Source organism: Blastococcus sp. SYSU D00922 (assembly GCF_054050495.1).
The window spans coordinates 149,553-175,922 of sequence record NZ_JBJGZL010000005.1; the positions used below are offsets into that span (position 1 = coordinate 149,553).

24 protein-coding genes and 3 tRNA genes are annotated in these 26,370 nt (G+C 72.9%); 18 read left to right on the plus strand and 9 right to left on the minus strand.

Annotated features, from left to right (window positions below):
* Positions 1-92: 92 nt before the first annotated feature.
* The 3 genes from ACI78T_RS09625 to ilvC are packed head-to-tail and all read left to right on the plus strand — an operon-like array spanning position 93 to position 3,620.
* On the plus strand, positions 93-2,003 hold the full coding sequence (locus ACI78T_RS09625; protein ID WP_456557874.1) for an acetolactate synthase large subunit: 1,911 nt from the start codon (positions 93-95) through the stop codon (positions 2,001-2,003).
* Positions 2,003-2,530 carry an acetolactate synthase small subunit gene (gene ilvN / locus ACI78T_RS09630; RefSeq protein WP_456557875.1) on the plus strand — a complete coding sequence of 176 codons (528 nt, stop codon included), beginning with the start codon at positions 2,003-2,005 and terminating at the stop codon, positions 2,528-2,530. Before ACI78T_RS09625 ends, ilvN begins: the two co-directional genes overlap by 1 nt.
* A gap of 31 nt (positions 2,531-2,561) precedes the next feature.
* Positions 2,562-3,620 carry a ketol-acid reductoisomerase gene (gene ilvC / locus ACI78T_RS09635; protein WP_456557990.1) on the plus strand — a complete coding sequence of 353 codons (1,059 nt, stop codon included), beginning with the start codon at positions 2,562-2,564 and terminating at the stop codon, positions 3,618-3,620.
* A gap of 61 nt (positions 3,621-3,681) precedes the next feature.
* On the opposite strand, the gene ACI78T_RS09640 is transcribed toward ilvC, so the two are convergent.
* Together ACI78T_RS09640 and ACI78T_RS09645 are read right to left on the minus strand one after the other, a co-directional pair.
* Positions 3,682-4,056 carry a hypothetical protein gene (locus ACI78T_RS09640; RefSeq protein ID WP_456557876.1) on the minus strand — a complete coding sequence of 125 codons (375 nt, stop codon included), beginning with the start codon at positions 4,054-4,056 and terminating at the stop codon, positions 3,682-3,684.
* Positions 4,057-4,379: 323 nt separating this feature from the next.
* A complete protein-coding gene (locus ACI78T_RS09645) occupies positions 4,380-5,102 on the minus strand; it encodes a hypothetical protein (RefSeq protein WP_456557877.1) in 723 nt (240 codons plus the stop codon).
* A 157-nt stretch (positions 5,103-5,259) separates the two neighbouring features.
* Between ACI78T_RS09645 and serA the strand changes: the two genes are divergently transcribed.
* Together serA and ACI78T_RS09655 are read left to right on the plus strand one after the other, a co-directional pair.
* Complete coding sequence (gene serA / locus ACI78T_RS09650; RefSeq protein WP_456557878.1) at positions 5,260-6,873, plus strand: phosphoglycerate dehydrogenase; 1,614 nt, start codon at positions 5,260-5,262, stop codon at positions 6,871-6,873.
* 16 nt (positions 6,874-6,889) lie between these two features.
* Positions 6,890-7,912: a 3-isopropylmalate dehydrogenase gene (locus tag ACI78T_RS09655; protein ID WP_456557879.1), complete on the plus strand. Its 1,023-nt coding sequence runs from the start codon at positions 6,890-6,892 to the stop codon at positions 7,910-7,912.
* Here the strand turns inward: ACI78T_RS09655 and ACI78T_RS09660 are convergent.
* Positions 7,909-8,310: a hypothetical protein gene (locus ACI78T_RS09660; protein ID WP_456557880.1), complete on the minus strand. Its 402-nt coding sequence runs from the start codon at positions 8,308-8,310 to the stop codon at positions 7,909-7,911. The two genes, ACI78T_RS09655 and ACI78T_RS09660, sit on opposite strands and share 4 nt — an antisense overlap.
* Before the next feature lie 215 nt (positions 8,311-8,525).
* Between ACI78T_RS09660 and cimA the strand changes: the two genes are divergently transcribed.
* A complete protein-coding gene (cimA, locus tag ACI78T_RS09665) occupies positions 8,526-10,127 on the plus strand; it encodes a citramalate synthase (RefSeq protein ID WP_456557881.1) in 1,602 nt (533 codons plus the stop codon).
* Between the two features lies 1 nt (position 10,128).
* Here the strand turns inward: cimA and ACI78T_RS09670 are convergent, their stop codons facing one another.
* A complete protein-coding gene (locus ACI78T_RS09670) occupies positions 10,129-10,458 on the minus strand; it encodes a putative quinol monooxygenase (RefSeq protein ID WP_456557882.1) in 330 nt (109 codons plus the stop codon).
* A 115-nt stretch (positions 10,459-10,573) separates the two neighbouring features.
* Positions 10,574-10,954: a VOC family protein gene (locus ACI78T_RS09675; protein ID WP_456557883.1), complete on the minus strand. Its 381-nt coding sequence runs from the start codon at positions 10,952-10,954 to the stop codon at positions 10,574-10,576.
* 55 nt (positions 10,955-11,009) lie between these two features.
* Between ACI78T_RS09675 and ACI78T_RS09680 the strand changes: the two genes are divergently transcribed.
* The 10 genes from ACI78T_RS09680 (at position 11,010) to ACI78T_RS09725 (ending at position 19,426) form a co-directional block, all read left to right on the plus strand.
* The gene (locus tag ACI78T_RS09680) at positions 11,010-11,822 is read left to right on the plus strand and encodes a fumarylacetoacetate hydrolase family protein (protein ID WP_456557884.1); all 813 of its coding nucleotides are present in this window, start codon (positions 11,010-11,012) and stop codon (positions 11,820-11,822) included.
* Positions 11,819-13,312, plus strand: a complete 1,494-nt coding sequence (gene gltX, locus ACI78T_RS09685; protein ID WP_456557885.1) for a glutamate--tRNA ligase — start codon at positions 11,819-11,821, stop codon at positions 13,310-13,312. Before ACI78T_RS09680 ends, gltX begins: the two co-directional genes overlap by 4 nt.
* Complete coding sequence (locus ACI78T_RS09690) at positions 13,309-14,556, plus strand: CPBP family intramembrane glutamic endopeptidase (protein WP_456557886.1); 1,248 nt, start codon at positions 13,309-13,311, stop codon at positions 14,554-14,556. Before gltX ends, ACI78T_RS09690 begins: the two co-directional genes overlap by 4 nt.
* A gap of 79 nt (positions 14,557-14,635) precedes the next feature.
* Positions 14,636-14,707: transfer RNA gene (locus ACI78T_RS09695), tRNA-Gln, on the plus strand.
* A 49-nt stretch (positions 14,708-14,756) separates the two neighbouring features.
* A tRNA-Glu gene (locus tag ACI78T_RS09700) sits at positions 14,757-14,829 on the plus strand.
* A 103-nt stretch (positions 14,830-14,932) separates the two neighbouring features.
* Positions 14,933-15,005 (plus strand) — tRNA-Glu (locus ACI78T_RS09705).
* Between the two features lie 153 nt (positions 15,006-15,158).
* Positions 15,159-16,244: a galactose-1-phosphate uridylyltransferase gene (gene galT / locus ACI78T_RS09710; protein ID WP_456557887.1), complete on the plus strand. Its 1,086-nt coding sequence runs from the start codon at positions 15,159-15,161 to the stop codon at positions 16,242-16,244.
* Positions 16,241-17,410: a galactokinase gene (galK, locus tag ACI78T_RS09715; protein WP_456557888.1), complete on the plus strand. Its 1,170-nt coding sequence runs from the start codon at positions 16,241-16,243 to the stop codon at positions 17,408-17,410. The genes galT and galK overlap by 4 nt, the downstream gene beginning before the upstream one ends.
* Positions 17,411-17,433: 23 nt before the next feature.
* The gene (locus ACI78T_RS09720; protein ID WP_456557889.1) at positions 17,434-19,119 is read left to right on the plus strand and encodes a sodium:solute symporter family protein; all 1,686 of its coding nucleotides are present in this window, start codon (positions 17,434-17,436) and stop codon (positions 19,117-19,119) included.
* A 16-nt stretch (positions 19,120-19,135) separates the two neighbouring features.
* A complete protein-coding gene (locus ACI78T_RS09725; RefSeq protein ID WP_456557890.1) occupies positions 19,136-19,426 on the plus strand; it encodes a hypothetical protein in 291 nt (96 codons plus the stop codon).
* On the opposite strand, the gene ACI78T_RS09730 is transcribed toward ACI78T_RS09725, so the two are convergent.
* The gene (locus ACI78T_RS09730; RefSeq protein ID WP_456557891.1) at positions 19,423-20,538 is read right to left on the minus strand and encodes a sulfite oxidase; all 1,116 of its coding nucleotides are present in this window, start codon (positions 20,536-20,538) and stop codon (positions 19,423-19,425) included. The two genes, ACI78T_RS09725 and ACI78T_RS09730, sit on opposite strands and share 4 nt — an antisense overlap.
* 17 nt (positions 20,539-20,555) lie before the next feature.
* Complete coding sequence (locus ACI78T_RS09735) at positions 20,556-21,218, minus strand: IclR family transcriptional regulator (RefSeq protein WP_456557892.1); 663 nt, start codon at positions 21,216-21,218, stop codon at positions 20,556-20,558.
* Between the two features lie 113 nt (positions 21,219-21,331).
* Here ACI78T_RS09735 and leuC point away from each other — a divergent pair, with 113 nt between their 5' ends.
* Both leuC and leuD read left to right on the plus strand, forming a co-directional pair.
* A complete protein-coding gene (gene leuC / locus ACI78T_RS09740; RefSeq protein ID WP_456557893.1) occupies positions 21,332-22,744 on the plus strand; it encodes a 3-isopropylmalate dehydratase large subunit in 1,413 nt (470 codons plus the stop codon).
* Positions 22,745-22,749: 5 nt separating this feature from the next.
* On the plus strand, positions 22,750-23,349 hold the full coding sequence (gene leuD / locus ACI78T_RS09745; RefSeq protein WP_456557894.1) for a 3-isopropylmalate dehydratase small subunit: 600 nt from the start codon (positions 22,750-22,752) through the stop codon (positions 23,347-23,349).
* A 1-nt stretch (position 23,350) separates the two neighbouring features.
* Here leuD and ACI78T_RS09750 read toward each other — a convergent pair whose 3' ends face one another.
* Both ACI78T_RS09750 and ACI78T_RS09755 read right to left on the minus strand, forming a co-directional pair.
* Positions 23,351-24,286: an NUDIX hydrolase gene (locus ACI78T_RS09750; protein WP_456557895.1), complete on the minus strand. Its 936-nt coding sequence runs from the start codon at positions 24,284-24,286 to the stop codon at positions 23,351-23,353.
* The gene (locus ACI78T_RS09755) at positions 24,270-26,339 is read right to left on the minus strand and encodes an RNA degradosome polyphosphate kinase (protein ID WP_456557896.1); all 2,070 of its coding nucleotides are present in this window, start codon (positions 26,337-26,339) and stop codon (positions 24,270-24,272) included. Before ACI78T_RS09755 ends, ACI78T_RS09750 begins: the two co-directional genes overlap by 17 nt.
* Positions 26,340-26,370: the final 31 nt, after the last annotated feature.

The following is a 26,370-nucleotide window of genomic DNA, read 5'->3' on the forward strand; positions in this document are numbered from 1 at the left end:
CTCCGTGCCTGTGGCACGAGGGGTTTTTTGTTGCCCACGCCCCACCAGCTCCCTCGACACCCCCGATGTTGCAAGGCCAGGAGAACGCCGCGATGACCACCACCCCGAGCGAGCCCGCCGCTCGCCACTCCCCAGGGGACCCGGCCGCCCGGGACGCCGCCACCCGCGAGGCGGCGGCTGCCCTCACCGGTGTCGAGACCACCGCCCGGTCCGTCGCCGAGGCCGCCGCCCAGCCGGCGACCGGCATCACCGGGGCGCAGAGCCTCATCCGTTCCCTCGAGGCCGTCGGGGTCGAGGTCATCTTCGGCATCCCGGGCGGGGCGATCCTGCCCGCCTACGACCCGCTGTTCGACTCGTCGGTGCGCCACGTCCTCGTGCGGCACGAGCAGGGCGCCGGGCACGCCGCCACCGGGTACGCGCAGGCCACCGGCAAGGTCGGCGTCTGCATGGCGACCTCCGGCCCGGGTGCCACCAACCTGGTGACCCCGCTGGCCGACGCGCACATGGACTCGGTGCCGATCGTCGCGATCACCGGCCAGGTGCCCAGTCGCTCGATCGGCACGGACGCCTTCCAGGAGGCGGACATCCGCGGCATCACCATGCCGGTGACCAAGCACAACTTCCTCATCACCGACCCGGACGAGATCCCGCAGCGGATCGCCGAGGCCTTCCACCTCGCCGCCACCGGTCGCCCGGGCCCCGTGCTGGTCGACATCTCGAAGGACGCCCTCCAGGCGCAGACGGACTTCTCCTGGCCGCCGCGGCTGGACCTGCCCGGCTACAAGCCGACGACCCGTCCGCACGGCAAGCAGGTGCGCGAGGCCGCGGCCCTGATCGCGGGCGCGAAGCAGCCGGTGCTCTACGTCGGTGGCGGCGTCCTCAAGGCGCAGGCCACCGAGGAGCTGGCCGAGCTGGCCGAGCTCACCGGCGCACCGGTCGTGACCACGCTGATGGCCCGGGGCGCGTTCCCGGACAGCCACCCGCAGAACCTCGGCATGCCGGGCATGCACGGCAACGTCACCGCGGTGACCGCGCTGCAGAAGGCCGACCTGCTGGTGGCCCTCGGCGCCCGGTTCGACGACCGCGTGACCGGCGACCTGGCCAGCTTCGCCCCGCACGCGCAGGTCATCCACGCCGACATCGACCCGGCGGAGATCGGCAAGAACCGCAAGGCCGACGTCCCGATCGTGGGCGACGCCAAGGAGACGATCGCCCAGCTGGTCGAGGCGCTCCGCGGCGAGCACCAGGCCGGGCGCACCCCGGACCTCGCGGCCTGGTGGGCCCAGCTGGACGACTGGCGCACCCGGTACCCGCTCGGCTACGACTGGCCGGAGGACGGCTCGCTGTCGCCGCAGTACGTGATCGAGCGGCTGGGCGCCATCGCCGGTCCCGACGCCATCTACGCCGCGGGCGTCGGCCAGCACCAGATGTGGGCCGCCCAGTTCGTGAAGTACGAGAAGCCGGGCACCTGGCTCAACAGCGGCGGCCTCGGGACCATGGGCTACGCCGTGCCCGCCGCCATGGGCGCGAAGTACGGCCGCCCGGACACCACCGTGTGGGCCATCGACGGCGACGGCTGCTTCCAGATGACCAACCAGGAGCTCGCCACCTGCGCGATGGAGGGCATCCCGGTCAAGGTCGCCGTCATCAACAACGGCAACCTCGGCATGGTGCGGCAGTGGCAGACCCTGTTCTACGAGGGCCGCTACTCCAACACCAAGCTGCACGCCCGGAACCCCGACGGCACCCCGAAGCCGGTGCGCATCCCCGACTTCGTGACCCTGGCCGAGGCGCTCGGCTGCGTGGGCCTGCGGTGCGAGACCAAGGACGACGTCGACGCGGTGATCGAGAAGGCCATGTCGATCGACGACGCCCCGGTGGTCATCGACTTCGTCGTCGGCCACGACGCCCAGGTGTGGCCGATGGTCGCCGCCGGCGCCAGCAACGACGACATCCTGGCCGCGCGCGACGTGCGGCCCGTGTTCGGAGAGGGTCAGGTCTGATGTCACGCCACACGCTGTCGGTGCTGGTCGAGAACAAGTCCGGCGTCCTGGCCCGCGTCTCGGCGCTCTTCAGCCGCCGCGGTTTCAACATCGAGTCGCTCGCCGTCGGGCCTACCGAGAACCCGGACCTGTCCCGCATGACGATCGTCGTCGACGCGGAGAGCCAGCCGCTCGAGCAGATCACCAAGCAGCTGAACAAGCTCATCGAGATCATCAAGATCGTCGAGCTGGACTCCGGCGCCGCCGTCCAGCGGGAGCTGCTGCTGGTCAAGGTCCGCGCACCCATGGCCGAGCGCACGCAGGTGCTGCAGACCGCCGAGCTGTTCCGCGCGCGGGTGGTCGACGTCAACCCCGACACCGTCACCCTCGAGGCGACCGGCACGCCCGACAAGCTGCAGGCGCTCCTCGCCGTCCTCGCCCCCCTGGGCATCAAGGAGATGGCGCAGTCGGGCACCGTCGCCCTGGGCCGGGGTCCGCGCTCGATGAGCGGCGCCGGTACCTTGCGCCCGGTCGAGCGCACCGCCTGAAGCCCGTTCCACCCACCCGCGCTTTATCGCCATAAAGCACAACTCGAAGGAGCACGACCGCATGGCCGCCGAGATCTTCTACGACGACGACGCCGACCTCTCGATCATCCAGGGGCGCACCGTCGCCGTCCTCGGGTACGGCAGCCAGGGGCACGCGCACGCGCTCTCCCTGCGCGACTCGGGGGTCGACGTCCGCGTCGGCCTGCCCGAGGGCAGCAAGAGCCGGCCCAAGGCCGAGGCGGAGGGCCTCCGGGTCGTCACGCCGGCCGAGGCGGCCGCCGAGGCCGACCTGATCATGATCCTGGCGCCGGACCACGTGCAGCGGACGCTCTACGCGGAGTCCGTCGAGCCCAACCTGCAGGACGGCGACGCGCTGTTCTTCGGCCACGGCTTCAACATCCGCTTCGGCTACATCAAGCCCCCGGCCGGCGTCGACGTCGCCATGGTGGCGCCCAAGGGTCCCGGGCACCTGGTCCGCCGCGAGTTCAGCGACGGCAAGGGCGTGCCCTGCCTGGTCGCCGTCGAGCAGGACGCCAGCGGCAACGCCCTCCAGCTCGCGCTGTCCTACGCGAAGGGCATCGGCGGCACCCGCGCCGGCGTCATCAAGACGACCTTCGCCGAGGAGACCGAGACCGACCTGTTCGGCGAGCAGGCCGTCCTCTGCGGCGGCGCCAGCGCGCTCATCACGGCGGGCTTCGAGACCCTCACCGAGGCCGGCTACCAGCCCGAGGTCGCCTACTTCGAGTGCCTGCACGAGCTCAAGCTGATCGTCGACCTGATGTACGAGGGCGGCATCGCCAAGCAGCGGTGGTCGGTGTCCGACACCGCCGAGTACGGCGACTACACCTCCGGCCCGAAGGTCATCGACGCCCGCGTCAAGGAGTCGATGAAGGAGGTTCTCGGCGCGATCAAGGACGGGTCCTGGGCCGCTGCCTTCATCGCCGACCAGGACGCCGGCGCGCCGGACTTCAAGCGCCGCCGGGCCGAGGCCGAGGCGCACCCGATCGAGGAGACCGGCCGCAAGCTGCGCGGTCTCATGAGCTGGGTGTCCGCGTCGGACGACTACACCGGTACCGCCGCCCGCAGCTGAACCACGCGAAACGGCCCCCACCGCCTCGAGGCGGTGGGGGCCGTTCCGCGTGCGGGGGCGATCAGTAGCTGATGCCCCGCGAGGCGTAGTACTGCTTCGACTGCGGCTGGAGCAGCAGGAACACGATCAGGATGGGCAGCACGAACGACAGCAGCCCGGAGAACCAGGTCTCCCCGTAGGAGATCGCGAAGATCGTGTAGAGCAGCTGGACGCCGATCGACGCGTAGCTGCCCAGCAGGAGGAGCCTCGGGGACTTGCCCTGGATGGCCTGGATGCCGCCGACCAGGACGACGACCGCGGTGGCCAGCGACAGCAGGAACAGCAGCCCGAGGACCGCGCTGATCTCGAACAGCAGGCCGAGCGCGAACAGGCCGAGCAGCCCGAACAGCGACCCGATGCCGCCGATGACGATGCCGATGACGGCGGCCGCGGTCACCTGACCCGGACGCTGCCCCGCCCCGTAGCCCGCGGGAGCGCCGTAACCCCCGGGCGCGCCGTATCCACCCGGGGCAGCCCCGTAGCCCTGCGGCGCGGGCGGCGGCGGGGGAGCGCTCCAGCCCTGCTGCCCGGGCGGGGGCGGAGGAGCACTTCCCTGGGGGTGGTTCGGGTTCGGACCAGGCTGGTCCGAACCGTAGGTGGGGCTGGACATGGGGCGTCTCCTCCTAGGCGTCCACTCCGCCGGGGCGGCGGTCGGTGGCGGAGTGTAGGGCCCGCCACCCGGTCATGGGAGCTTCCCGTGAACGGGGCGGATACAGCGCGTCAGCGCCCGCGACGCGCCCGGTGGGCGGCGAAGAAGTCGGCGGCGGGCCTCCGCGACAGCAGGATCACGATGGCCAGGGACCCCGCCAGGAGGAGCAGGCTCCAGATGACCCCGCCGGCGCCACCGGAGTTCCCGGAGTCGGCGAGGCTGCTCAGGAAGCCCAGCAGGGTGAACGCCAGGGCGATGGAACCGGCCACGAGGAGCAGCACCCGGCTGCGTCCGGTCAGCGCCCAGACCGACCCCCAGATGGTGGCGGTCGTCCAGACGGCCATGAGCACCGCGAACAGGATGACCACGGCGAGGATCGAGTTCTCGACGTCGTCGTTGTCGGTGAAGTCGCCGAAGAACGTGGAGGCCGCGGAGCCGGCGACCACCAGGAGCAGGGTGAAGATGACGCCGAGGGCGCCGAACACGAAGCCCAGCACCGCCGCGGTGACGACCGAGCCCGGCTTGGCCGGCTGGGCGGAACCGTACTGGCCGTAGGCCGGTGCCTGGCCGTACTGCTGCCCGTAGGCGGCCGGGTACTGCTGCTGGCCGTACTGCTGGCCGTAGGGCTGCTGGCCGTACGGGGGCTGGCCGTAGGGCTGCTGGCCGTACTGGGGCTGCCCGTACTGCTGCTGCCCGTACTGCTGCTGCCCGTACTGGGGCTGCCCGTACGGGGGGTTGCCGCCCGACCCCGGGGCGGTGGACTCGGAACGACCCTGGTCGTCGGACTGGCTCATGATCTCCTCCGTCGGCGCCGGCGTTCCCGGACTCCCGCGGTCAGGATGTCGGTGCGGTCGGACGGGCACAAGCGTGCCGCTCCGGGCTGTGGACCAGCGATCCCCGGGCCGGGTGCGGTGTCGTCCCACTGGGTGGACGCTCCTAGGCTGTCGCGCTGTGACAGCCAATGTGCCGGGGAGCCCGCCCGTCGTCCTCATCGCCGAAGAGCTCGCGCCCAGCGTCCTCGAGGTGCTGGGTTCCGACGTCGAGATCCGGCACGTCGACGGCGCGGACCGCGGGGCGCTGCTGCCGGCGCTCGCCGACGCGGCGGCCGTGATGATCCGCAGCGCGACGCAGATCGACGCCGAGGCGCTGGCCGCGGCCCCCGACCTCAAGGTCGTCGCCCGCGCCGGCATCGGCCTGGACAACGTCGACGTCGCCGCCGCCACCGAGCGCGGCGTCATGGTGGTCAACGCCCCGACGTCGAACATCGTCAGCGCCGCCGAGCACGCCGTCGCCCTGCTGCTCGCCGCGGCCCGCCAGATCCCCGCGGCGGACGCGACCCTCCGTCAGGGGCAGTGGAAGCGCTCGAAGTTCATGGGCGTCGAGGTCACCGACAAGACGGTCGGCGTCGTGGGCCTCGGCCGGATCGGCGTCCTCGTGGCCCAGCGCCTCGCCGCGTTCGGCGTCACGCTGATCGCCTACGACCCCTACATCCAGCCCGGGCGCGCGGCCCAGCTCGGCGTCCGGCTGGTCTCCCTGGAGGAGCTGCTCCGGGAGTCGGACTTCATCACCATCCACCTGCCGAAGACCCCCGAGACGGTGGGCCTGATCGGCGCCGAGGAGCTGGCCACCACCAAGCGCGGCGTCATCATCGTGAACGCCGCGCGCGGCGGGCTGGTCGACGAGGCGGCCCTGGCCGACGCCCTGAAGTCGGGGCAGGTCGGCGCGGCCGGGCTCGACGTCTACGCCACGGAGCCGACGACCGACAGCCCGCTGTTCGACCTGCCGAACACCGTGGTCACCCCGCACCTCGGCGCGTCGACCACCGAGGCGCAGGACAAGGCGGGCACCGCCGTCGCCCACTCGGTGCGCCTGGCCCTGCAGGGCGAGTTCGTCCCCGACGCGGTCAACGTCCAGGCCGGCGGGATCGTCGCCGAGGACGTGCGGCCGGGGCTGCCGCTCGCCGAGAAGCTCGGCCGCGTCTTCACCGCCGTGGCCGGCGGCCTGGCCCAGTCGGTCACCGTCGACGTGCGCGGCAAGCTCGCCGAGTTCGACGACTCCGTCCTCCAGCTCGCCGTCCTCAAGGGCGTCTTCTCCGACGTCGTCGAGGAGCAGGTCACCTACGTGAACGCGCCGCTGTTCGCCGAGCAGCGCGGCCTCGACGTCGGTCTCACCAGCGACGTCGAGAGCCCCGACTACCGCAACCTCGTGGCGCTGCGCGGCGCGATGGCCGACGGCACGGAGATCACCGTCTCGGGCACCCTCTTCGGCAAGAACCAGGTGCCCAAGCTGGTCGAGGTGCTCGGCTTCGACATGGACCTCGACCTGTCGGGCTACCTGCTCTTCTTCGTCTACACCGACCGCCCGGGCGTCGTCGGGACCGTGGGCGCGGCCCTGGGCGAGGCCGGCATCAACATCGCCGGCGCCCAGGTCAGCCGCACGACCCGCGGCGGCGAGGCGCTCATGGCCGTGACCGTGGACAGCCCCGTGCCGACCGAGCTGCTCGGCGACATCGCCGGACGCATCGGTGCCCGCGAGGCGCGCTCCGCCGACCTCAACCCCCTCTGAACCAGGAGTCGTCCGCATGCGCTTGGCAGTGATCGCCGGAGACGGGATCGGCCCCGAGGTGGTGACCGAGGGGCTGAAGGTCCTGCGCGAGGTCGCCCCCGACATCGAGCCCACGCACTACGACCTCGGCGCGATGCGCTGGCAGCGGACGGGCGAGCTGCTGCCCGACACCGTCCTCGACGAGCTGCGCGGGCACGACGCGATCCTGCTCGGCGCCATCGGCGACCCGAGCGTCCCGCCGGGCATCCTCGAGCGGGGCCTGCTGCTGCGGCTGCGCTTCGAGCTCGACCACCACGTCAACCTGCGCCCGGCCAAGCTGTTCGACGGCGTCACCAGCCCGCTGGCCGACCCGGGGCCGATCGACATGCTCTGCGTCCGCGAGGGCACCGAGGGGCCCTACGTGGGCAACGGTGGCGTGCTGCGCAAGGACACGCCGCAGGAGGTCGCCACCGAGGTCAGCCTCAACACGGCCTTCGGCGTCGAGCGGGTCGTCCGCTACGCGTTCGAGCGCGCGGTCGCCCGGCCCCGCAAGCACCTCACGCTGATCCACAAGACCAACGTGCTGACCCACGCCGGCGGGCTCTGGTCGCGGGTGGTCGAGGAGGTGTCGGCGGAGTTCCCCGAGGTCACCGTCGCCTACCAGCACGTCGACGCCGCCTCGATGTTCTTCATCACCGACCCGGGCCGCTACGACGTGATCGTGACCGACAACCTCTTCGGCGACATCGTCACCGACGTCGCGGCGGCGGTCACCGGCGGCATCGGGCTGGCCGCCAGCGGCAACCTCGACGCGTCGGGCACCAACCCGAGCATGTTCGAGCCGGTGCACGGCTCGGCCCCGGACATCGCCGGGCAGGGCATCGCGGACCCGACCGCGACGGTGCTCTCCGTCGGGCTGCTCCTCGAGCACCTGGGCCGCACCGAGCAGGCGAGGAAGGTCAACGCCGCCGTGGCGTTCGACCTCTCCACCCGTTCGCCGCAGGGCCCGGTGCGCACCACCGACGTGGGCGACCGGCTCGCCGCCCTGGCCGGGGGCTAGGCCGGGGGTTCGGCCAGCAGCAGGTCGCCGACCGGCACCGGCAGCCGGGCCTGCGCGCGCAGCTCGGCCGGCTCCGCGAACTCGAGCCTGACCCGGCAGCCGGTGGGGGAGGCCTCGACCAGGACGACGGCCGACCAGGTCCAGTCCTCCGCGGGCTGCCCGGCGTCGGTCCCGTCGGGAAGCGGCGCGGGCAGCCGGCACCACCACCGGCGGTCGAGGGCGGCCAGACCGCGCGCCCGCAGGTGGGCGGTCGCCGTCGCCCGCTCCTGGGCCGGCCCGAGCGCCGTCCCCACCAGCGACGTGGGGACGACGAGGTCCGGCGAGCCGTCCGGCGCCAGGTAGCCGACGTGCTCGCCGTCCTCGGGGCGGTGCACGGGGTGCCAGTCGGTCGGGATCACCGGGGTTGTCTACCGGGCCGGGGGGCGCCCGTCCTCCGGTTTCCGGGACCGGGGGCCGCCACGGAGGGGGTGCGCGTGCTTTCATGGTGGCGATGCACACCGTCGGCACGATCATCATCAGCTAGCGCGCAGTCACCTCCCCGACTGCGCGCCGACCTCCCGTACCCGGGGGGTCTTTTTCGTGTTCGGGCCGGATCACCGCTCCAGGAGTCCCCATGACCAGCACCGACTTCCACGTCTTCGACACCACCCTGCGCGACGGCGCCCAGCGCGAGGGCGTCAGCTACTCGGTGGCCGACAAGCTCGCCGTCGCGCGGCTGCTCGACGAGATCGGCGTGGGGTTCATCGAGGGCGGCTGGCCGGGGGCCCTGCCCAAGGACACCGAGTTCTTCGCCCGCGCCCGCACCGAGCTCAAGCTGCGGCACGCCCAGCTGGTGGCGTTCGGGGCGACCCGCAAGGCCGGCGTGCGGGTGGAGGACGACCCGCAGGTGCGCGCGCTGCTCGACGCCGAGACGCCGGTGGTGTGCCTGGTCGCCAAGTCCGACGTCCGCCACGTCCGGGAGGCGCTGCGCACCACGCTCGAGGAGAACCTCGCGATGGTCGCCGACACGGTGGCCTTCTTCGTGGCGAACGGACGGCGGGTGTTCCTCGACTGCGAGCACTTCTTCGACGGCTACGCGGCCGATCCCGACTACGGCGTGCGCGTGCTCGAGACGGCGTTCGCGGCCGGCGCCGAGGTCGGCGTCCTCTGCGACACCAACGGCGGGATGCTGCCGATGGGCATCGGGCGCGTGGTCGCCGACGTGCGCTCGCGGACCACCGGCAAGCTCGGCATCCACTGCCAGGACGACACCGGTTGCGCCGTGGCGAACACCCTCGCCGCCGTCGAGGCCGGTGTCACGCACGTCCAGGGGACGGCGAACGGCTACGGCGAGCGGGCCGGCAACGCCGACACGTTCGCGCTGATCGGCAACCTGGTGACCAAGATGGGGCTGCCGGTCGTCCCGGCGGAGTGCCTGCCCGAGCTGCAGCGGGTGAGCCACGCGATCGCCGAGCTGGCCAACATCGCCCCCGACGAGCACCAGCCCTTCGTCGGCGCCTCGGCGTTCGCGCACAAGGCCGGCCTGCACGCCAGTGCGATCAAGGTGCGCCCGGAGCTGTACAACCACCTCGACCCCGCGGTGGTCGGCAACGACATGCGCATCCTGGTCACCGAGATGGCCGGCCGCGCCTCGGTCGAGCTCAAGGGCCGGGAGCTCGGCGTGGACCTCGCGGGGCACGGTGACGCGATCGGCCGCGTCGTCGACCAGGTGAAGGTGCTGGAGGCCGACGGCTGGTCGTTCGAGGCCGCCGACGCGTCCTTCGAGCTGCTGCTGCGCGCGCAGCTGCCCGACGCGCCGCCGCCGCTGTTCGAGCTGGAGAGCTACCGCACCTCCGTCGAGCACTGGGGCAACGGCGTCGTCGTCAGCGAGGCGACGGTGAAGGTGCACCTGGTCGACGCCGACGGCACCCGCGAGCGGGTCATCAGCACCGGTGAGGGCAACGGGCCGGTCAACGCCCTGGACAACGCGCTGCGCCAGGCGCTGGTCACCCGGTACCCGCAGCTGGCCGACGTGTCGCTGGCCGACTACAAGGTCCGCATCCTCGGGTGGAAGGGCGGCACGAGCGCCACCACCCGGGTGCTGATCGACACGACGGACGGCGTGCGCGAGTGGACCACCGTCGGCGTGCACGACAACGTGGTCGAGGCCTCCTGGCACGCCCTCGTGGACGCGCTCACCTACGCCGTCGTCCGGCGGCCCGCCGTCGCGGAGTGAGTCAGCCGCGCGGCTGGATCTCGCCCATCGGTCCCCAGCCGGGGACGTCGGCGGCGTCGACGTAGATGATCTGCGGCTGCGCGGCCACCAGGTCGGGCGCCTTCTCGACGAAGTCCTTGAAGGCCTGGGTGCCGACGTGCGCCGCGCCGGCGTCGGCGTCGCGGAACCCCTCGATGCAGACCCAGGTGCCCGGCTCCTCGACGCTGCGCGACCACTCGAAGAACAGGCTGCCGTCCTCGGCGTTGACGGCGCGGGCGTAGTCGGCGGCGAGGGCCGCCCACTCGTCCTCGCGCTCGGGGCGGACGGGCATCTTCACGACGATGAGGATCACGGTGACATCGTCGTCCTCCGGACGACACCGCCGCCAATTGCCGTCCCCCTGACCGCGGAGCCGCTGGATCCCGCCTGCGCGGACCCCTCCGGGGCCCACTCGGCGCGATACGTCCTCACACCGGGTCGAGCTGCCGCTTGAGGAGGCAGAACTCGTTGCCCTCGGGGTCGGCCAGCACGTGCCACTGCATGTCGGGGCTCTGGCCGACGTCCGCGGGCGTGGCGCCCAAGCCCAGGAGCCGTTCCAGCTCGGCGTCCTGGTCGCGGTCTGTGGGGCTGACGTCGATGTGCAGCCGCACCTTGCCGGGCGTCGGGTCGGCGACCGGCGCGAACACGAGGGTGGGCGCGGCGCCGCCGAAGCCGGCCTCGGGGCCGATCTCGACCGCGCCGTCGTCCTCACGGCCGAGGACCCGGTAGTCCAGGACGGCGGCCCAGAAGGCGGCCAGCGCCTCGGGGTCGCGGCTGTCGACGACGAGCTCGGAGAAGCGGCAGGCCATGGCGGTAGACGGTAGGGCGCCGGGAACCGGTCCGCCCGGCGACTAACCTCGCCGTGTGCGCATCGTCCGTTTCGCCTCACCCAAGGGCATGTCCTTCGGCGTCCTCGACGGGGACGGCCAGGTCGCCCAGATCGAGGGCCACCCCTTCGGCCGGATCTCCTTCACCGGAGCGCGCTTCGCGCAGGCCGACATCCGGCTGCTCTCGCCGATCCTCCCGAGCAAGGTGGTGTGCGTCGGGAAGAACTACGCCGCCCACATCGCGGAGATGAACACCGGAGACGCACCGAAGGAGCCGCTGCTGTTCCTCAAGCCGTCGACGGCGGTGATCGGCCCCGGCGACGCGATCCGCATCCCGCCGGGCAGCACCAACGTCCACCACGAGGCCGAGCTGGCCGTGGTCATCGGCGCCCGGGGTGCCCGGAACGTCACACCGGAGCAGGCGGGCGCCAGCATCTTCGGCTACACGATCGGCAACGACGTCACCGAGCGGGACATGCAGAAGAGCGACGGGCAGTGGACCCGCGCCAAGGGGTTCGACTCGTTCTGCCCCATCGGCCCGTGGATCGAGACCGACCTCCCCGGGCTGGGGCTCGACCCCGCCGACCTCGAGGTCACCTGCACCGTCGACGGCGAGCCGCGCCAGCAGGGCCGCACCAGCCAGCTGATCTTCGACGTGCCGACGCTCATCTCCTACATCTCGCAGGTGATGACGCTGCTGCCCGGCGACGTCGTGCTCACCGGCACTCCGTCGGGCGTCGGGCCGATCCGGCCCGGGCAGCAGGTGGAGGTCACCATCCAGGGCCTGGGCTCGCTGACCAACAGCGTGGCCGCCGCCGAGGGCGTCTCCACCGCGGGCGGCGCCCGATGAGCGGTGTCCGCACCCGCTTCTGCCCGTCCCCGACGGGCATGGTGCACGTCGGCCTGATGCGGACGGCGCTGTTCAACTGGGCGCACGCCCGGCACACCGGCGGCACGTTCGTCTTCCGCATCGAGGACACCGACGCCGCCCGCGACTCGGAGGAGTCCTACCGGCACATCCTCGACTCGCTGCGCTGGCTCGGCCTCGACTGGGACGAGGGCCCCGAGGTCGGGGGTCCGCACGGGCCCTACCGGCAGTCCGAGCGGCACGACATCTACCGCGAGGTGGCCGCCAAGCTGCTCGCGGCCGGGCACGCCTACGAGTCCTTCTCGACCAACGAGGAGGTCGACGCCCGCCGCCGCGCGGCCGGCCAGGACCCGAAGCTCGGCTACGACAACCACGACAGGTTCCTGACCGACGCGCAGAAGGCCGCCTTCCGCGCCGAGGGGCGCGAGCCGGTCCTGCGCCTGCGGATGCCCGACGAGGACCTGGTCTGGACCGACCTGGTGCGCGGTGAGGTGCGGTTCGCCGCGGGCTCCGTGCCGGACTTCGTGCTGGTGCGCGGCAACGGGGCCCCGCTCTACCCGTTCGTGAACCCGGTCGACGACGCACTGATGGAGATCACCGACGTCCTCCGCGGCGAGGACCTCCTGCCGTCCACCCCGCGCCAGCTGGCGCTGTACGCCGCTCTGACCGACATCGGCGTCGCCCGGGGCACCCCGCGCTTCGGCCACCTGCCCTACGTCACCGGCGAGGGCAACAAGAAGCTGTCCAAGCGCGACCCGCAGTCCAACCTGGACATCTACCGGGAGCGCGGCTTCCTCCCGGAGGGCTTCGCCAACTACCTGGCGCTCCTGGGCTGGTCGATCGCCGAGGACCGCGACATCTTCTCGATGGCCGAGATGGTGGAGGCCTTCGACGTCACGCGGGTGAGCGCCAACCCGGCGCGCTTCGACCTGAAGAAGGCCGAGGCGATCAACGCCACGCACCTGCGCGCGCTCCCGGTCGAGGAGTTCATCGAGCGGGTGACGCCGTACCTGGCGGCCGCGGGCCTGGTCGACGAGCCGCCGACCGCCGAGCAGCGGGGCGTCCTCGAGGTCATCGCGCCCATGGCGCAGGAGCGGATGATCGTCCTGTCCGAGGCCGTCGGCCTGCTGCGCTTCCTCTTCGTCGAGGACGTCGAGATCGAGCCGACCGCGGCCGAGAAGCAGCTCGCCGGGCCGGAGGCCGCCGAGGTGCTCGACGCCGCCACGGCGGCCCTGCGCGAGACCGACTGGTCGACCGAGGCGATCGAGCAGGCGCTCAAGTCGGCGCTGGTCGACGGGCTGGGCCGCAAGCCGCGTCAGGCCTTCGGCCCGGTCCGCGTGGCCATCAGCGGCCGCACGGTCTCCCCGCCCCTGTACGAGTCGATCGAGCTCCTCGGCCGCGACCGGACCCTGGCGCGGCTCGCCGCCGCCCGCGCCGTCGTGGGGGGCGCGGCCGGTCCCGCCGCCGGATGACCGGACCGGGGGAGGAGCCCCTCGCCGAGCGCTACGACGGGCCCCCGCCCACACGCCGTCCCGAGCCCTGGCAGGGGCCGGTGTGGGGACCGGTCGTGCCGCCGCCCTGGCCGGCGCAGCCACCGCCGCCCCAGCCCTGGGCACCGCCGGCGGAGCCGCCGCCGTGGGCGGTGGCGCGGTGGGGGACGCAGGCGTGGGGCCCCGCCCCGCTGGGCCCCGGTCAGTGGGGCCCGGCCCCGTGGGCGCCCCCGCCGCCGGTGGTCCGCTGGGCGCCGCCGGCCGGGACGCCGCCGCACGACGTCCCGCAGACGTTCCTCCAGGCCATGCGCGCCCGGGACTGGGCGTGGTGGCGGCCGCTGCTGGGCCTGCTGCTGCTGTCGGTCGTCTACCTCGCGCTGGCGATCGCGACGGCGGTGGCCGGCGTCCTCGGCCTGCTGGCCAGCGGCGTGGACCCCGGCACCCTCCCGGACCTGACCGTCGACGGGCTCACCGATCCGTGGGTGCTGCTGTTCCTCAACGCGTCCCTGATCGTCGCGATCCCGTGCGTGTGGATGGTCTGGACGGTGGCGCACGGGATGGGACGGGGCTGGTCCTCGTCGGTGCTCGCGCGGTTGCGACGCCGGCTTTTCGCGCCCTACGTGCTGATGGCACTGGCCACCCTGGGCGTCGGCATCGGGCTGTCGGTCCTGGTCACGTTCACGGTGGGGGACGAGGAGGTCACCGGCCCGACCGCGTCCTTCGGCTGGCTGCTCGTCGTCGTCCTGCTGACGACGCCGCTGCAGTCGGCCGCCGAGGAGTACGTCTTCCGCGGCTACCTCAGCCAGGCGATCGCCGGCTGGATCCGGGCTCCGCAGGCAGGGGCCGTGCTCGCCGCGGTCCTCAGCGCGCTGCTGTTCGCCGCCGCGCACGGCCCGCAGGACGCGCTGACGTTCCTCGACCGCTTCGCCTTCGGGCTCGCCGCCTCGGCGGTGGTCTGGCTCACCGGCGGGCTGGAGGCGGCCATCGTGCTGCACGCGGTCAACAACGTGCTGGTCTTCGTCCTGGCCGGGTCGTTGGGGGAGGGCGTCGCGACGGAGGCGGTGCCGGCGGGGATCGGGATCGGGTTCGCGCTGCTCAGCCTCGCGTCGATGGGGGCGTACGTGGCCCTCGTGGCCCGCTCGCGGCGGCGGCTGCTCCCCGAGACGCGGACGGCCGCCGTCGACCTGCGGTTCCCGTCGGCGCCGGTCCCGGTCCCGGCGCGATGAGCAGTGTCACCCAGGGGGGTGCCGATCCCCTCCCGAGGCGTCGGGTAGAGTCTTCTCCGGCGCCGCGAGGTGCCACCCATGGGGTATGGGGTAATTGGCAGCCCGACGGTTTCTGGTTCCGTTAGTCTAGGTTCGAGTCCTGGTACCCCAGCGAGGAAGCTGACGTCCTGGCAGCGCAACTCCTCCAGCACCACCCGCACGGCCCCGTCGTCTAGCGGCCCAGGACGCCGCCCTCTCACGGCGGTAGCGAGGGTTCGAATCCCTTCGGGGCTACGCATCGAGAGCCCCCGGCCTCCCCGGCCGGGGGCTCTCGGCGTCTCCGGGCCCGGCCCCCGTGCGCAGCGGTTCCCCGCGGCGTGGCAGACTGTGCCTGCACGGCCCCGTCGTCTAGCGGCCTAGGACGCCGCCCTCTCACGGCGGTAGCGAGGGTTCGAATCCCTTCGGGGCTACACCGTGCGAGAGCCCCCGACCCACCGGTCGGGGGCTCTCGCCGTTTCTGGTGAACCCGCCCCCCTGGAGTGGCCCGTGATCACCGGGCGGACTAGCGTCGATGCGGCCCCTCACGCTCGGTGATCCGGCCGACGAGGAGGGGTGGCGCCGCAGTGATCCGCACGAGCCGTCGTCTGGCCGACGGCCGGGAGATCCTGTACTTCGACAGCGAGCCCACGCCGCGCGACGCCGTCGACACCCGCGACCTGCCCGCCGTCTCCAACCGGTCGCAGCTGCGCTACGACGCCCTGCTCGGCGAGTGGGTCGCCATCGCCTCGCACCGGCAGACCCGCACCTTCCTGCCGCCGGCCGACGAGTGCCCCCTGGACCCGTCGCGACCGGGGCGGCCCACCGAGATCCCGGAGAGCAGCTACCAGGTCGTCGTCTTCGAGAACCGGTTCCCGTCGCTGGCCACCGGCGTCGAGCGCGACGTCCCCCCGACAGCTCCGGGCGCCCCGCTGGCCGAGCTGCGGCCGGGCTTCGGGCGGGCGGAGGTCGTGTGCTTCACCGACGACCACGACCGCGTGTTCGCCGACCTCGGCCACGACCGCGCGCGCCTCGTCGTCGACGTCTGGGCCGACCGGACCGAGGCGCTGAGCGCGATCGAGGGCATCGAGTACGTCTTCCCGTTCGAGAACCACGGCGAGGAGATCGGGGTGACGCTGTCGCACCCCCACGGGCAGATCTACGCCTACCCCTACCTCCCGCCCCGGATCGAGAAGATCGAGGCGTCGGTCCGCCGGCACCGCGAGGCGACCGGCGGCGACCTGTTCGCCGACGTGGTCGACGCCGAGCGGTCGGGTCCCCGGGTGGTCACCGCCAACGAGCACTGGACGGCGTTCGTGCCGGCGGCGACCCGCTGGCCGTACGAGGTGCAGCTGTTCCCGACCCGGCGGGTGCCCGACATCCCCTCGCTCACCGACGAGGAGCGCGACGCCTTCGTCGACGTCTACCTCGACGTGCTCGGCCGGTTCGCCCACCGCATGGACACGCCCATGCCCTACATCGCGTCCTGGAACCAGGCCCCCGTGCACGCCGGTCGCGAGGACTGGTGGCTGCACCTGCAGGTGTTCTCGTTCCGGCGGGCGCCGGGGAAGCTGAAGTACCTCGCCGGCTCCGAGTCGGGGATGGGTGCCTTCATCACCGACACCAACCCCGAGGACGTCGCCGAGCAGCTGCGCGCCGTGGTGCTGCCGTGAGCACCGACCAGGAGGCGGTGCGGCGGGCCGGCGACGCCTTCACCGCCCGGTTCGGCGGGAGGCCCGAGGGGGTCTGGGCGGCGCCCGGACGCGTCAACGTCATCGGCGAGCACACCGACTACAACGGCGGCTTCGTCCTCCCCATCGCCCTGGAGCACACCACCCGGGCGGCGGTGGCCCGGCGGGACGACGGCCGGTTCGCGGTGGCCTCCCTGCAGGACGACGGCGGCGCCGTGGAACTCGACCTCGCCGAGCTGTCCCCGGGGCGTCCCGAGGGCTGGGCCGGGTACCCGGCCGGGGTCGTCGCCGGCCTGCGCGACCGGCTGCCCGGCGGGCTCAGCGTCCTGGTCGACAGCGAGGTGCCGGTCGGCGCGGGGCTGTCGTCGTCGGCGGCGCTCACCTGCTCGGTCGCCCTGGCCCTGCGCGACCTCGTCGCCCCGGAGCTGGACGGGCCCGACCTGGTGGAGATCGCCCGGGGGGCGGAGAACGACTTCGTCGGCGCCCCGACCGGGATCCTCGACCAGTCGGCCTCGGTGCTCTGCACCGCCGGCCACGCGCTGTTCCTCGACACCCGCGACCGCTCGAGCGAGCAGGTGCCCCTCGACCTCGCCGGCGCCGGCCTCGCGCTGCTCGTCGTCGACTCCGGGGTCACGCACGAGCACGCCGGCGGCGGCTACGGCGACCGGCGCCGGGAGTGCGAGGAGGCCGCCCGGCGGCTGGGCGTGGACCTGCTCCGCGAGGTCGAGGACGTCGACCGGCTCGCCGTGCTGGACGACGGCACCGCCGAGGGCCGGGTGCTGCTGCGCCGGGCGCGGCACATCGTCACCGAGGACGCGCGGGTCCTCGAGGTGGTCTCCGCCCTGCGCGGGGACGCCGACCCGCGCACGATCGGACCGGTGCTGACGGCCGGCCACGAGTCGCTCCGGGACGACTTCGAGATCTCCGTCCCGCTGCTGGACGCGATCGTCGAGTCGGCCCTGGCGGCCGGCGCGCACGGCGCCCGCATGGTGGGCGGCGGCTTCGGCGGCAGCGCCATCGCGCTGGTGGACGCCGGCGCCGTCGACGCGGTCACCGCCGCCGTCACCGCGCGCTTCGAGCGCGAGGGAGCCCCCGCACCCCGCACCTTCGTCACCGTCCCGTCCGCCGGGGCGCGACGGCTCGCCTGACCGCATCCGAGAAGAGGACCTGAATGGACGGCTCCCTGCAGCTCGACGCGAACGTCGTCGACTACGCGCTCGTCGCGGCCTACTTCGCCGTCGTCCTGGGCATCGGGTTCGCCGCCCGCCGGCGGGTCTCCGACAGCCTCGACTTCTTCCTCTCCGGGCGTTCGCTCCCGGCGTGGGTGACCGGCCTGGCGTTCATCTCCGCGAACCTGGGCGCGGTCGAGATCGTCGGCATGTCGGCCAACGGTGCCCAGTTCGGCATGGCGACCATGCACTACTTCTGGATCGGCGCCGTCCCGGCGATGCTGTTCCTGGGCGTCGTGATGATGCCCTTCTACTACGGGTCGAAGGTCCGCAGCGTCCCCGAGTTCATGCGCCGCCGCTTCGGCACCGGGGCGCACCTGGTGAACGCGATCAGCTTCGCCGTCGCGCAGATCCTGATCGCCGGCATCAACCTCTACCTGCTCGCCCACATCGTCGAGCTGCTGCTGGGCTGGCCGCTGTGGGTCTCGCTGATCGTCGCCGCCGTCGTCGTGCTCAGCTACATCACGCTGGGCGGGCTGTCGGCCGCCATCTACAACGAGGTCCTGCAGTTCTTCGTCATCGTGGCGGCGCTGCTGCCCCTGACCCTGATCGGCCTGCACCGGGTCGGCGGCGTGGGCGGGCTGATCGACAAGATCACCGACGCGGGCAACGAGGACATGCTCTCGTCCTGGCCGGCCACCAACCTGACCGGCTTCGAGAGCCCGTTCTGGTCGGTCGTCGGCATCATCTTCGGCCTGGGCTTCGTGCTGTCCTTCGGCTACTGGACGACGAACTTCGTCGAGGTGCAGCGGGCCATGGCCACGCACTCGATCTCCGCCGCGCGGGCGACGCCGATCATCGGGTCGTTCCCGAAGATGTTCGTGCCGTTCATCGTCGTCATCCCCGGCATGATCGCGACGGTCCTCGTGCCGGAGGTCGTCGAGGCCAAGGCGTCCGGGGACCCGGACTTCGACTACAACAACTCGATCCTCTACCTGATCAGCGACGTGCTGCCCAACGGCCTGCTGGGCGTCGCGCTGGCCGGCCTGCTGGCCGCCTTCATGGCCGGCATGGCGGCCAACATCTCGGCCTTCAACACCGTCTTCAGCTACGACCTGTGGCAGCAGTACGTGAAGAAGGACCGGCCCGACGGCTACTACCTGAGGGTCGGGCGCTGGGCCACGGTCGGCGCGACCGTGATCGCCATCGGCACCGCGCTGATCGCGTCGGGCTACACGAACCTCATGGACTACCTGCAGACGCTGTTCGGCTTCTTCAACGCGCCGCTGTTCGCCACGTTCATCCTCGGCATGTTCTGGAAGCGGATGACGGCGACCGCCGGTTGGACGGGCCTGGTGTCGGGCACCCTGGCGGCGGTGCTCGTCGCGGTGCTGAGCGAGGACTCGCTGGGCGCGCTCTCCACGGGCGCGATCCCGCTCAGCGGCCAGGGCGCGAGCTTCGTCGCCGCCGGTGCGGCCTTCGTCGTCGACATCGTGGTCAGCGTCCTCGTCACCCAGGTGACCGCGCCCAAGCCGGCCGCCGAGCTCGTGGGGCTGGTCTACTCGGAGACGCCGAAGGAGCAGCGCACCGACCCGGAGGCGAGCCGGCTCCCGTGGTACCGGTCGCCGACGAAGCTGGCCGGGATCTCGCTGGTCATGGTCATCGCCCTGAACCTGATCTTCCGCTGAGCCAGGAGGCACTACGATGAGCACATCGACCTCGGCGAACGGCACCGGCGAGAAGCACGCGGCCGGCGCCTTCGACGTCCGCAACGTCATCGCCGCGCTGATCGGCTTCTACGGCGTCGTCCTGGTCGTCGTCGGGCTGGTGGACGGCGACGAGGCGCTCGAGAAGACCGACGGGTTCGACGCCAACCTCTGGGTCGGCCTCGGGATGATCGTCTTCGCGCTGGCATTCGCGCTGTGGTCGCGCCTGCGGCCCATCGTCGTCGCGTCGCCGGAGACCGGGGACGACGGGGACGGCAGCCGCTCCTAGCCCGGAGCCCCGCCGAGCACGGTGACCGGGACGCGCTGGACGAGGTTGTTGGCCATGCCCTGGCGGTTCCACTCCGGCTCGACCGGCTGGGCGCCCTGCTCGTCGGTGGCGCGCACGAGCAGCTCCGCCCGCCCCGGGACCGCCGTCCAGTCGTAGGTCCAGGAGCGCCAGGCGAACGGGTGCGCCGGGTCGGCGGGGGCGAGCGCGGCGTCCTCCCACGTCCGGCCGCCGTCGGTGCTGACCTCGACGCGGGTGACGGCGGCCCGCCCCGACCACGCCCGGCCCGACAGCGGGACGACGCCGGCGCGGACGAACCGCTCCCGGGTCATGAAGTCGGGCCAGCCCGGCGGGGCCACCAGCGCGCGGGGCCGGATGCGGGTCACCGGCTCGCCGGCCTCGTCGGCGTCGACCTTCAGCCGGTAGGCGGTCGCGTTCTGGTAGCCGGTGAAGGGCTCGGTGAGGACGTCGATCCGCGTCAGCCACTTCACGTGCGCCATCCCGTACCAGCCCGGGATGACCAGCCGCAGCGGTGCGCCGTGCTGCGGGGGGAGCGGCTGCCCGTTCATCGCCCAGACGAGCAGGGCCTCGGGACGCAGCGCCTCGGCCAGCGGGAGCCCGCGCGCGTAGTCCTGCTCCACCCCGCGCTCCACGCCGTGGTCGGCGCCGGTGAACACGACGTCGACGGCGTCGGGGGAGAGGCCCACCTCCTCCAGCAGCGGCGCCAGCGGGGTACCGGTCCACTCCGCGGTGCCGACCGCCTCCAGCAACCACGGCTGGCTGACCGGACGCGGTTCCAGCCGGGCCCGCCCGTTGCCCGCGCACTCGAGCAGCACGCGGGCGGTGACGGCGGGCCGGGCGGTCAGCTCCGCGAGGTCGAGGGTGAGCGGGCGGTCGACGGCCCCACCGATCTCCAGCCGCCACGACGCCGGGTCGACCGCCGGGATGTCGAAGTGGGTGAGCACGTAGTGCAGCCCGGGCGGCGTCACGTCGTAGCGCAGGGCCTCCAGCGGGAGGCCGTGGTTGCGGGTGGCGAGGGCCAGCTCGTCCAGGCCGATGCCCTCGCCGGGCTCGGCGACACGGGCGTTCCCGGCATACGTCTCGGCGACGGTCACCGGTGCAGTGTGATCCGTCAGCGCGCCGCGCGGGAGATGGCCGCCGCCGCGTCGAGGACGGCGCCGATGATCTCCGGGCTGGGGCGCCGCCCGAGCCGCTCGACGGGACCCGAGATGGAGACCGCCCCGAGCACCGCCCCGGAGCCGTCGCGCACCGGCGCGGACAGCGAGGCGACGCCCGGTTCGCGCTCGGCCACGCTGTGCGCCCAGCCGCGGCGGCGGACGTCGAGCAGCGTGCGGGCGGTGAAGCTGGCCGCCGGCAGCAGCCGGGTGATCTCCTCGGCGGGGGTGAAGGCCAGCAGCGCGTGCGCGGCCGAGCCGGCGGTCATGGGCAGCCGGGCCCCGACGGGCACGGTGTCGCGCAGCCCGCTGGTCCGCTCGGCGGCGGCCACGCACACGCGGGTGGCGCCGTCGCGGACGTAGAACTGGGCGCTCTCCCCGCTAGCGTCGCGCAGGGCCACCAGGTGGCGGCCGGCCAGGTCGGCGATGTCGGCACCGCCGCGGCCCAGCTCGGCGAGGGCCGGTCCCGGCGCCCAGGCGCCTTCCTGGTTCCGCCGGACCAGCCGGTGGCCCTCGAGCGCGACCGCCAGGCGGTGGGCGGTGGCCCGGGGCAGGCCGGTGCGGCTGACCAGCTCGGCGAGGGTGGCCGGCTCGTCCGCCACGGCGCGCAGGATGGTCACCGCTTTGTCCAAGACGGCGACGGGGTTAGGCTGTCCCATACAGCAATACTTGCATCCCACAGTATGAGATCGCTACAGCGACCCACCGGGGTGCCCCGGTGAGAGGACGGATCGTGCCGAAGACCCTGGCGGAGAAGGTCTACGAGGCCCACGTGGTGCGCAGCACCGCGGGCGAGCCCGACCTGCTCTACATCGACCTGCACCTCGTGCACGAGGTGACCAGCCCCCAGGCGTTCGACGGCCTCCGCGCCGCCGGCCGCACGGTGCGCCGGCCCGACCTCACGATGGCGACCGAGGACCACAACGTCCCCACCCTCGACATCCTCGCGCCGATCGCCGACCCGGTGAGCCGCGCGCAGATCGAGGCGCTGCGCAAGAACGCCGCGGAGTTCGGGATCCGGCTGGCCCCGATGGGCGACCGCGACCAGGGCATCGTGCACGTCATCGGCCCGCAGCTCGGGCTGACCCAGCCCGGCATGACGATCGTCTGCGGCGACAGCCACACCTCCACGCACGGCGCGTTCGGCGCGCTGGCCTTCGGCATCGGCACCAGCGAGGTCGAGCACGTGCTCGCGACCCAGACGCTGCCGCAGTACAAGCCCAAGCAGATGGCCGTGACGGTGAACGGGCAGCTGCCCCCCGGCGTCTCGTCGAAGGACATCATCCTGGCCGTCATCGCCCGGATCGGCACCAACGGCGCCCAGGGCCACGTCATCGAGTACCGGGGCAGCGCCATCGAGGCGCTGTCCATGGAGGCGCGGATGACGATCTGCAACATGTCGATCGAGGCCGGCGCCAAGGCGGGGCTCATCGCGCCCGACGCGACCACCCTCGAGTTCCTCAAGGGCCGCCCGCACGCCCCGCAGGGGGCCGACTGGGACGCCGCGGTCGACTACTGGTCCACCCTGCGCACCGACGAGGGCGCGGTGTTCGACGCCGAGGTGGTCATCGACGCCGCCTCCCTCAGCCCGTTCGTCACCTGGGGCACCAACCCGGGCCAGGGCCTGCCCATCGAGGGCGTCGTCCCGGACCCCGCCGACTTCGCGGACGAGGGCGAGCGCCGCGCCGCCGAGCAGGCGCTGGCCTACATGGGCCTGACGCCGGGCACCCCGCTGCGCGAGATCGAGGTCGACACCGTCTTCCTCGGCTCCTGCACCAACGGCCGGATCGAGGACCTGCGGATCGCCGCCGAGCTGCTGCGCGGCAAGAAGATCGACCCGGGCACCCGCATGCTCGTGGTGCCGGGCTCCGTCGGCGTCAAGGCGCAGGCGGAGTCGGAGGGCCTCGACAAGGTCTTCCTCGAGGCAGGTGCCGAGTGGCGTGGCGCCGGGTGCTCCATGTGCCTGGGCATGAACCCCGACCAGCTGAAGCCGGGCGAGCGGTCGGCGTCGACCAGCAACCGCAACTTCCAGGGCCGGCAGGGCAAGGGCGGGCGCACCCACCTGGTGTCGCCGTCGGTCGCCGCCGCGACCGCCCTCACCGGCAAGCTGACCGCCCCCGCCGACCTCGAGATGGCTGGAGTCTGAGACCGATGGACGCCTTCACCACGCACACCGGCACGGCCGCACCCCTGCGGCGCTCCGCCGTCGACACCGACCAGATCATCCCGGCCGAGTACCTCAAGCGGATCACCCGCACCGGCTTCGAGGACGGCCTGTTCATCGCCTGGCGCACCAACGAGCCCGACTTCGTGCTCAACCGCCCGGAGCACGCCGGCGCCTCGATCCTGGTGGCCGGACCCGACTTCGGCACCGGGTCCTCCCGCGAGCACGCCAACTGGGCGCTGCTCGACGGCGGCTTCCGCGTCGTCATCAGCTCGCGGTTCGCCGACATCTTCCGCAACAACTCCACCAAGTCCGGGCTGCTCACCGTCGTCCTCCCGCAGGACCAGGTGGAGGCCCTCTGGACGGCGGTCGAGGCCGACCCGGCCACCCGGGTGACGGTCGACCTGCAGGCCAAGACCGTCTCCTACGGCGACACGGTGGTGCCCTTCGAGATCGACGACTACGTCCGCTGGCGGCTCCTCGAGGGCCTGGACGACGTCGGCCTCACCGAGCGCCACCTGCCCGACATCGAGGCCTTCGAGGCCGGCCGGCCGAGCTTCCTGCCGAAGGCGCAGCCGGTCGCCTAGCTCAGGCGGGTGCGTCCGGGTCGGCGTCGAGGTCGCGGTAGTAGTCCGCGCTCAGCGCTCCCGGGCGCCCGCCGAGCACCCACACGCTGCCCTTGGCGGCGGGCGGGTAGAGCCGTCCGGACACGCCCTCCCAGCGCACGCCGAGGCTGAGCAGGACCGAGGGGATCGCCCCGCCCTGGCTGCAGACGACGGTGACCCCGGGAGCGGGCCGGGGGGCCAGCAGCCGTTCCACGACGGCCAGGCCGGCCTGCGGGTCGGCGGCGAACTCCTCCTCGCCCAGCTCCGCCAGCGGCTCGACGGGCAGGCCCAGCCGGTCCGCGAGCGGGGCCACCGTCTCCTCGCAGCGGGTGCGGCGGGCCGACATCACGGTGGTCGGCGCGAACGCCGGCAGGACCTCGGCCAGCCGCGCGGCCTCGCGGCGGCCGCGCGCGTCGAGCGGCCGGAGGTCGTCGGGGCCGTCCCAGTCGCGGCGGCTGCCCGCGTGCCCGTGGCGGACCAGGAGGAGGGTCGGCATGCGGGGGACGTCGTCGCGCAGGAGGTCCGCCACCACCGCGCGGTCGTGCTCGTGGGTGCACAGCGCGGCGGCCTCCGCGGGCGGGAGCCAGCGCAGCTCGTCGACCTCGTCGTTGGGCTCGAAGACGCCGCCCACCGCCTGCATCACCCAGTAGTCGACGCGCTTGACGCCCTCGACGACCGGATAGCTGGTGCGCATGCCGCGCCGGCCGACCACCACCTCCAGGCCGGTCTCCTCCCGGACCTCGCGGACGGCGGCGCCCAGCGCGTGCTCCCCGCGGTCGAGCTTGCCCTTGGGCAGCGACCAGTCGTCGTAGCGCGGCCGGTGGGCGACGGCGACCTCCAGGCCGCCGTCCGTGCCGGGGCGCCACACCGCGCCACCGGCCGCCGCGACCGTCGAGAGCGCGTCAACCAGCGTGCTCACCCACCGAGGCCAGGCGCTGCGCGTGGTAGTCGACGTCCCCGGTGCGCGTCCACTCGCCGTCCCCGCCCAGCTGCCAGCTGCGGATGTCGGGGGCCATGGCCGAGTCGAACACCCCCGCCAGCTGCCGGCGCGCCGTCTCGTCGCACACCCGGAGCAGCACCTCCACGCGGCGGTCGAGGTTGCGGTGCATCAGGTCGCTGCTGCCGATCCACCACTCCTCGTCGCCGTCGTTGACGAACGCCATGACGCGGGAGTGCTCGAGGAAGCGGCCGACGATCGAGCGCACCTTGATGGTCTCCGACAGCCCGGGCACGCCCGGGCGCAGGGCGCAGATGCCGCGGATGAACAGCTCCACCGGTACGCCCGCCGCCGACGCCTCGTACAGCCCGTCGATGATCCGCTCGTCGACCAGGGAGTTGAGCTTGAACCGGATACCGGACCGCTTGCCCTCGGCGGCGTTCCGGGCCTCCCGGCGGATCTTCTCCAGCAGCCCGGAGCGGATGCCGTGCGGGGCGACCATGAGCATCCGGTAGTTCGTCTGCCGCGAGTAGCCGGTCAGCGTGTTGAACAGGTCGGTGAGGTCGGCGCCCACGCGGGGGTCGGCCGTCAGGATGCCGAGGTCCTCGTAGATGCGGGCGGTCTTCGGGTTGTAGTTGCCGGTGCCGATGTGGCAGTACCGGCGCAGCACGCCGTGCTCGCGACGCACCACCAGCGCGGTCTTGCAGTGCGTCTTGAGCCCGACCAGGCCGTAGACGACGTGGCAGCCGGCCTGCTCCAGCCGTCGCGCCCAGCTGATGTTGGCCTCCTCGTCAAAGCGCGCCTTGATCTCCACGAGGACGACGACCTGCTTGCCCGCCTCGGCCGCGTCGATGAGCGCGTTGACGATCGGCGAGTCGCCCGAGGTGCGGTAGAGGGTCTGCTTGATCGCCAGGACGTTCGGATCGGCGGCCGCCTGCTCGATGAACCGCTGCACGCTGGTGGCGAACGAGTCGTAGGGGTGGTGGACCAGCACGTCGCCCTCGCGCAGGGTGGCGAACACGCTCTTGGGCGACTCGCCCTCCGACAACCGCGGGTGGGTCGCCGGCACGAACGGCTCGTCCTTGAGCTCGGGGCGGTCGAGGTCGTAGAGCGCCATCAGCGCCGCGAGGTCCAGCGGGCCGGGCACCGTCACCACGTCGGCGGGGCTGATCTCCAGCTCGGAGAGCAGCACCTCGAGGATCTGCGGGTCCATCGAGTCGGTGACCTCGAGGCGCACCGCCGGGCCGAACCGGCGCCGCGCCAGCTCCCGCTCCAGGGCCTGCAGCAGGTCCTCGTCGCGGTCCTCCTCGACCTCCAGGTCGGCGTTGCGGGTCACCCGGAACAGGTGGTGGTCGAGCACGTCCAGGCCGGGGAAGAGCTGGGTGAGGTGGGCGGAGATGAGGTCCTCGAGCAGGAGGAACGTCGTCTGGTCGGCGGGCCCGACCGGGATGAAGCGGGGGACGTTGTTCGGCACCTTGAGCCGGGCGAAGCGGGGGGCGCCGCTGTCGGGGTCGCGCACCGACACGGCCAGGTTCAGCGACAGCCCGCTGATGTAGGGGAACGGGTGCGCCGGGTCGACGGCCAGGGGGGTGAGCACGGGGAAGACCTGGTCGCGGAAGTACTCGCGCAGCCGCCGAGCGTCGTCGTCGGCCAGGTCGCCCCAGTGGACGATCCGGACGCCCTCGTCCTCGAGCCGTGGGGCGACGTCCTTGATGAAGACGTCGGCATGCCGCTGGACGAGCTCCTGGGTGCGCGCGGTGATCAACTCGAGCTGCTCCCGGATGGTCAGGCCGTCGGGGGAGCGGACGGTGAGCCCGGTGGTCTGGCGGCGCTTGAGGCCGGCGATGCGCACCATGAAGAACTCGTCGAGGTTGCTCGCGAAGATCGACAGGAACTTCACCCGCTCCAGCAGCGGCAGGTCCTCGTCCTCCGCGAGGTCCAGCACGCGCGCGTTGAAGTCGAGCCAGGACAGCTCCCGGTTCAGGAAGCGATCGGCCGGCAGGGGACGGGTCCGCGACGGGCTCTCGGCAGGCACCGGTTCATCGTGCCGCACCCAGGTGAACGGT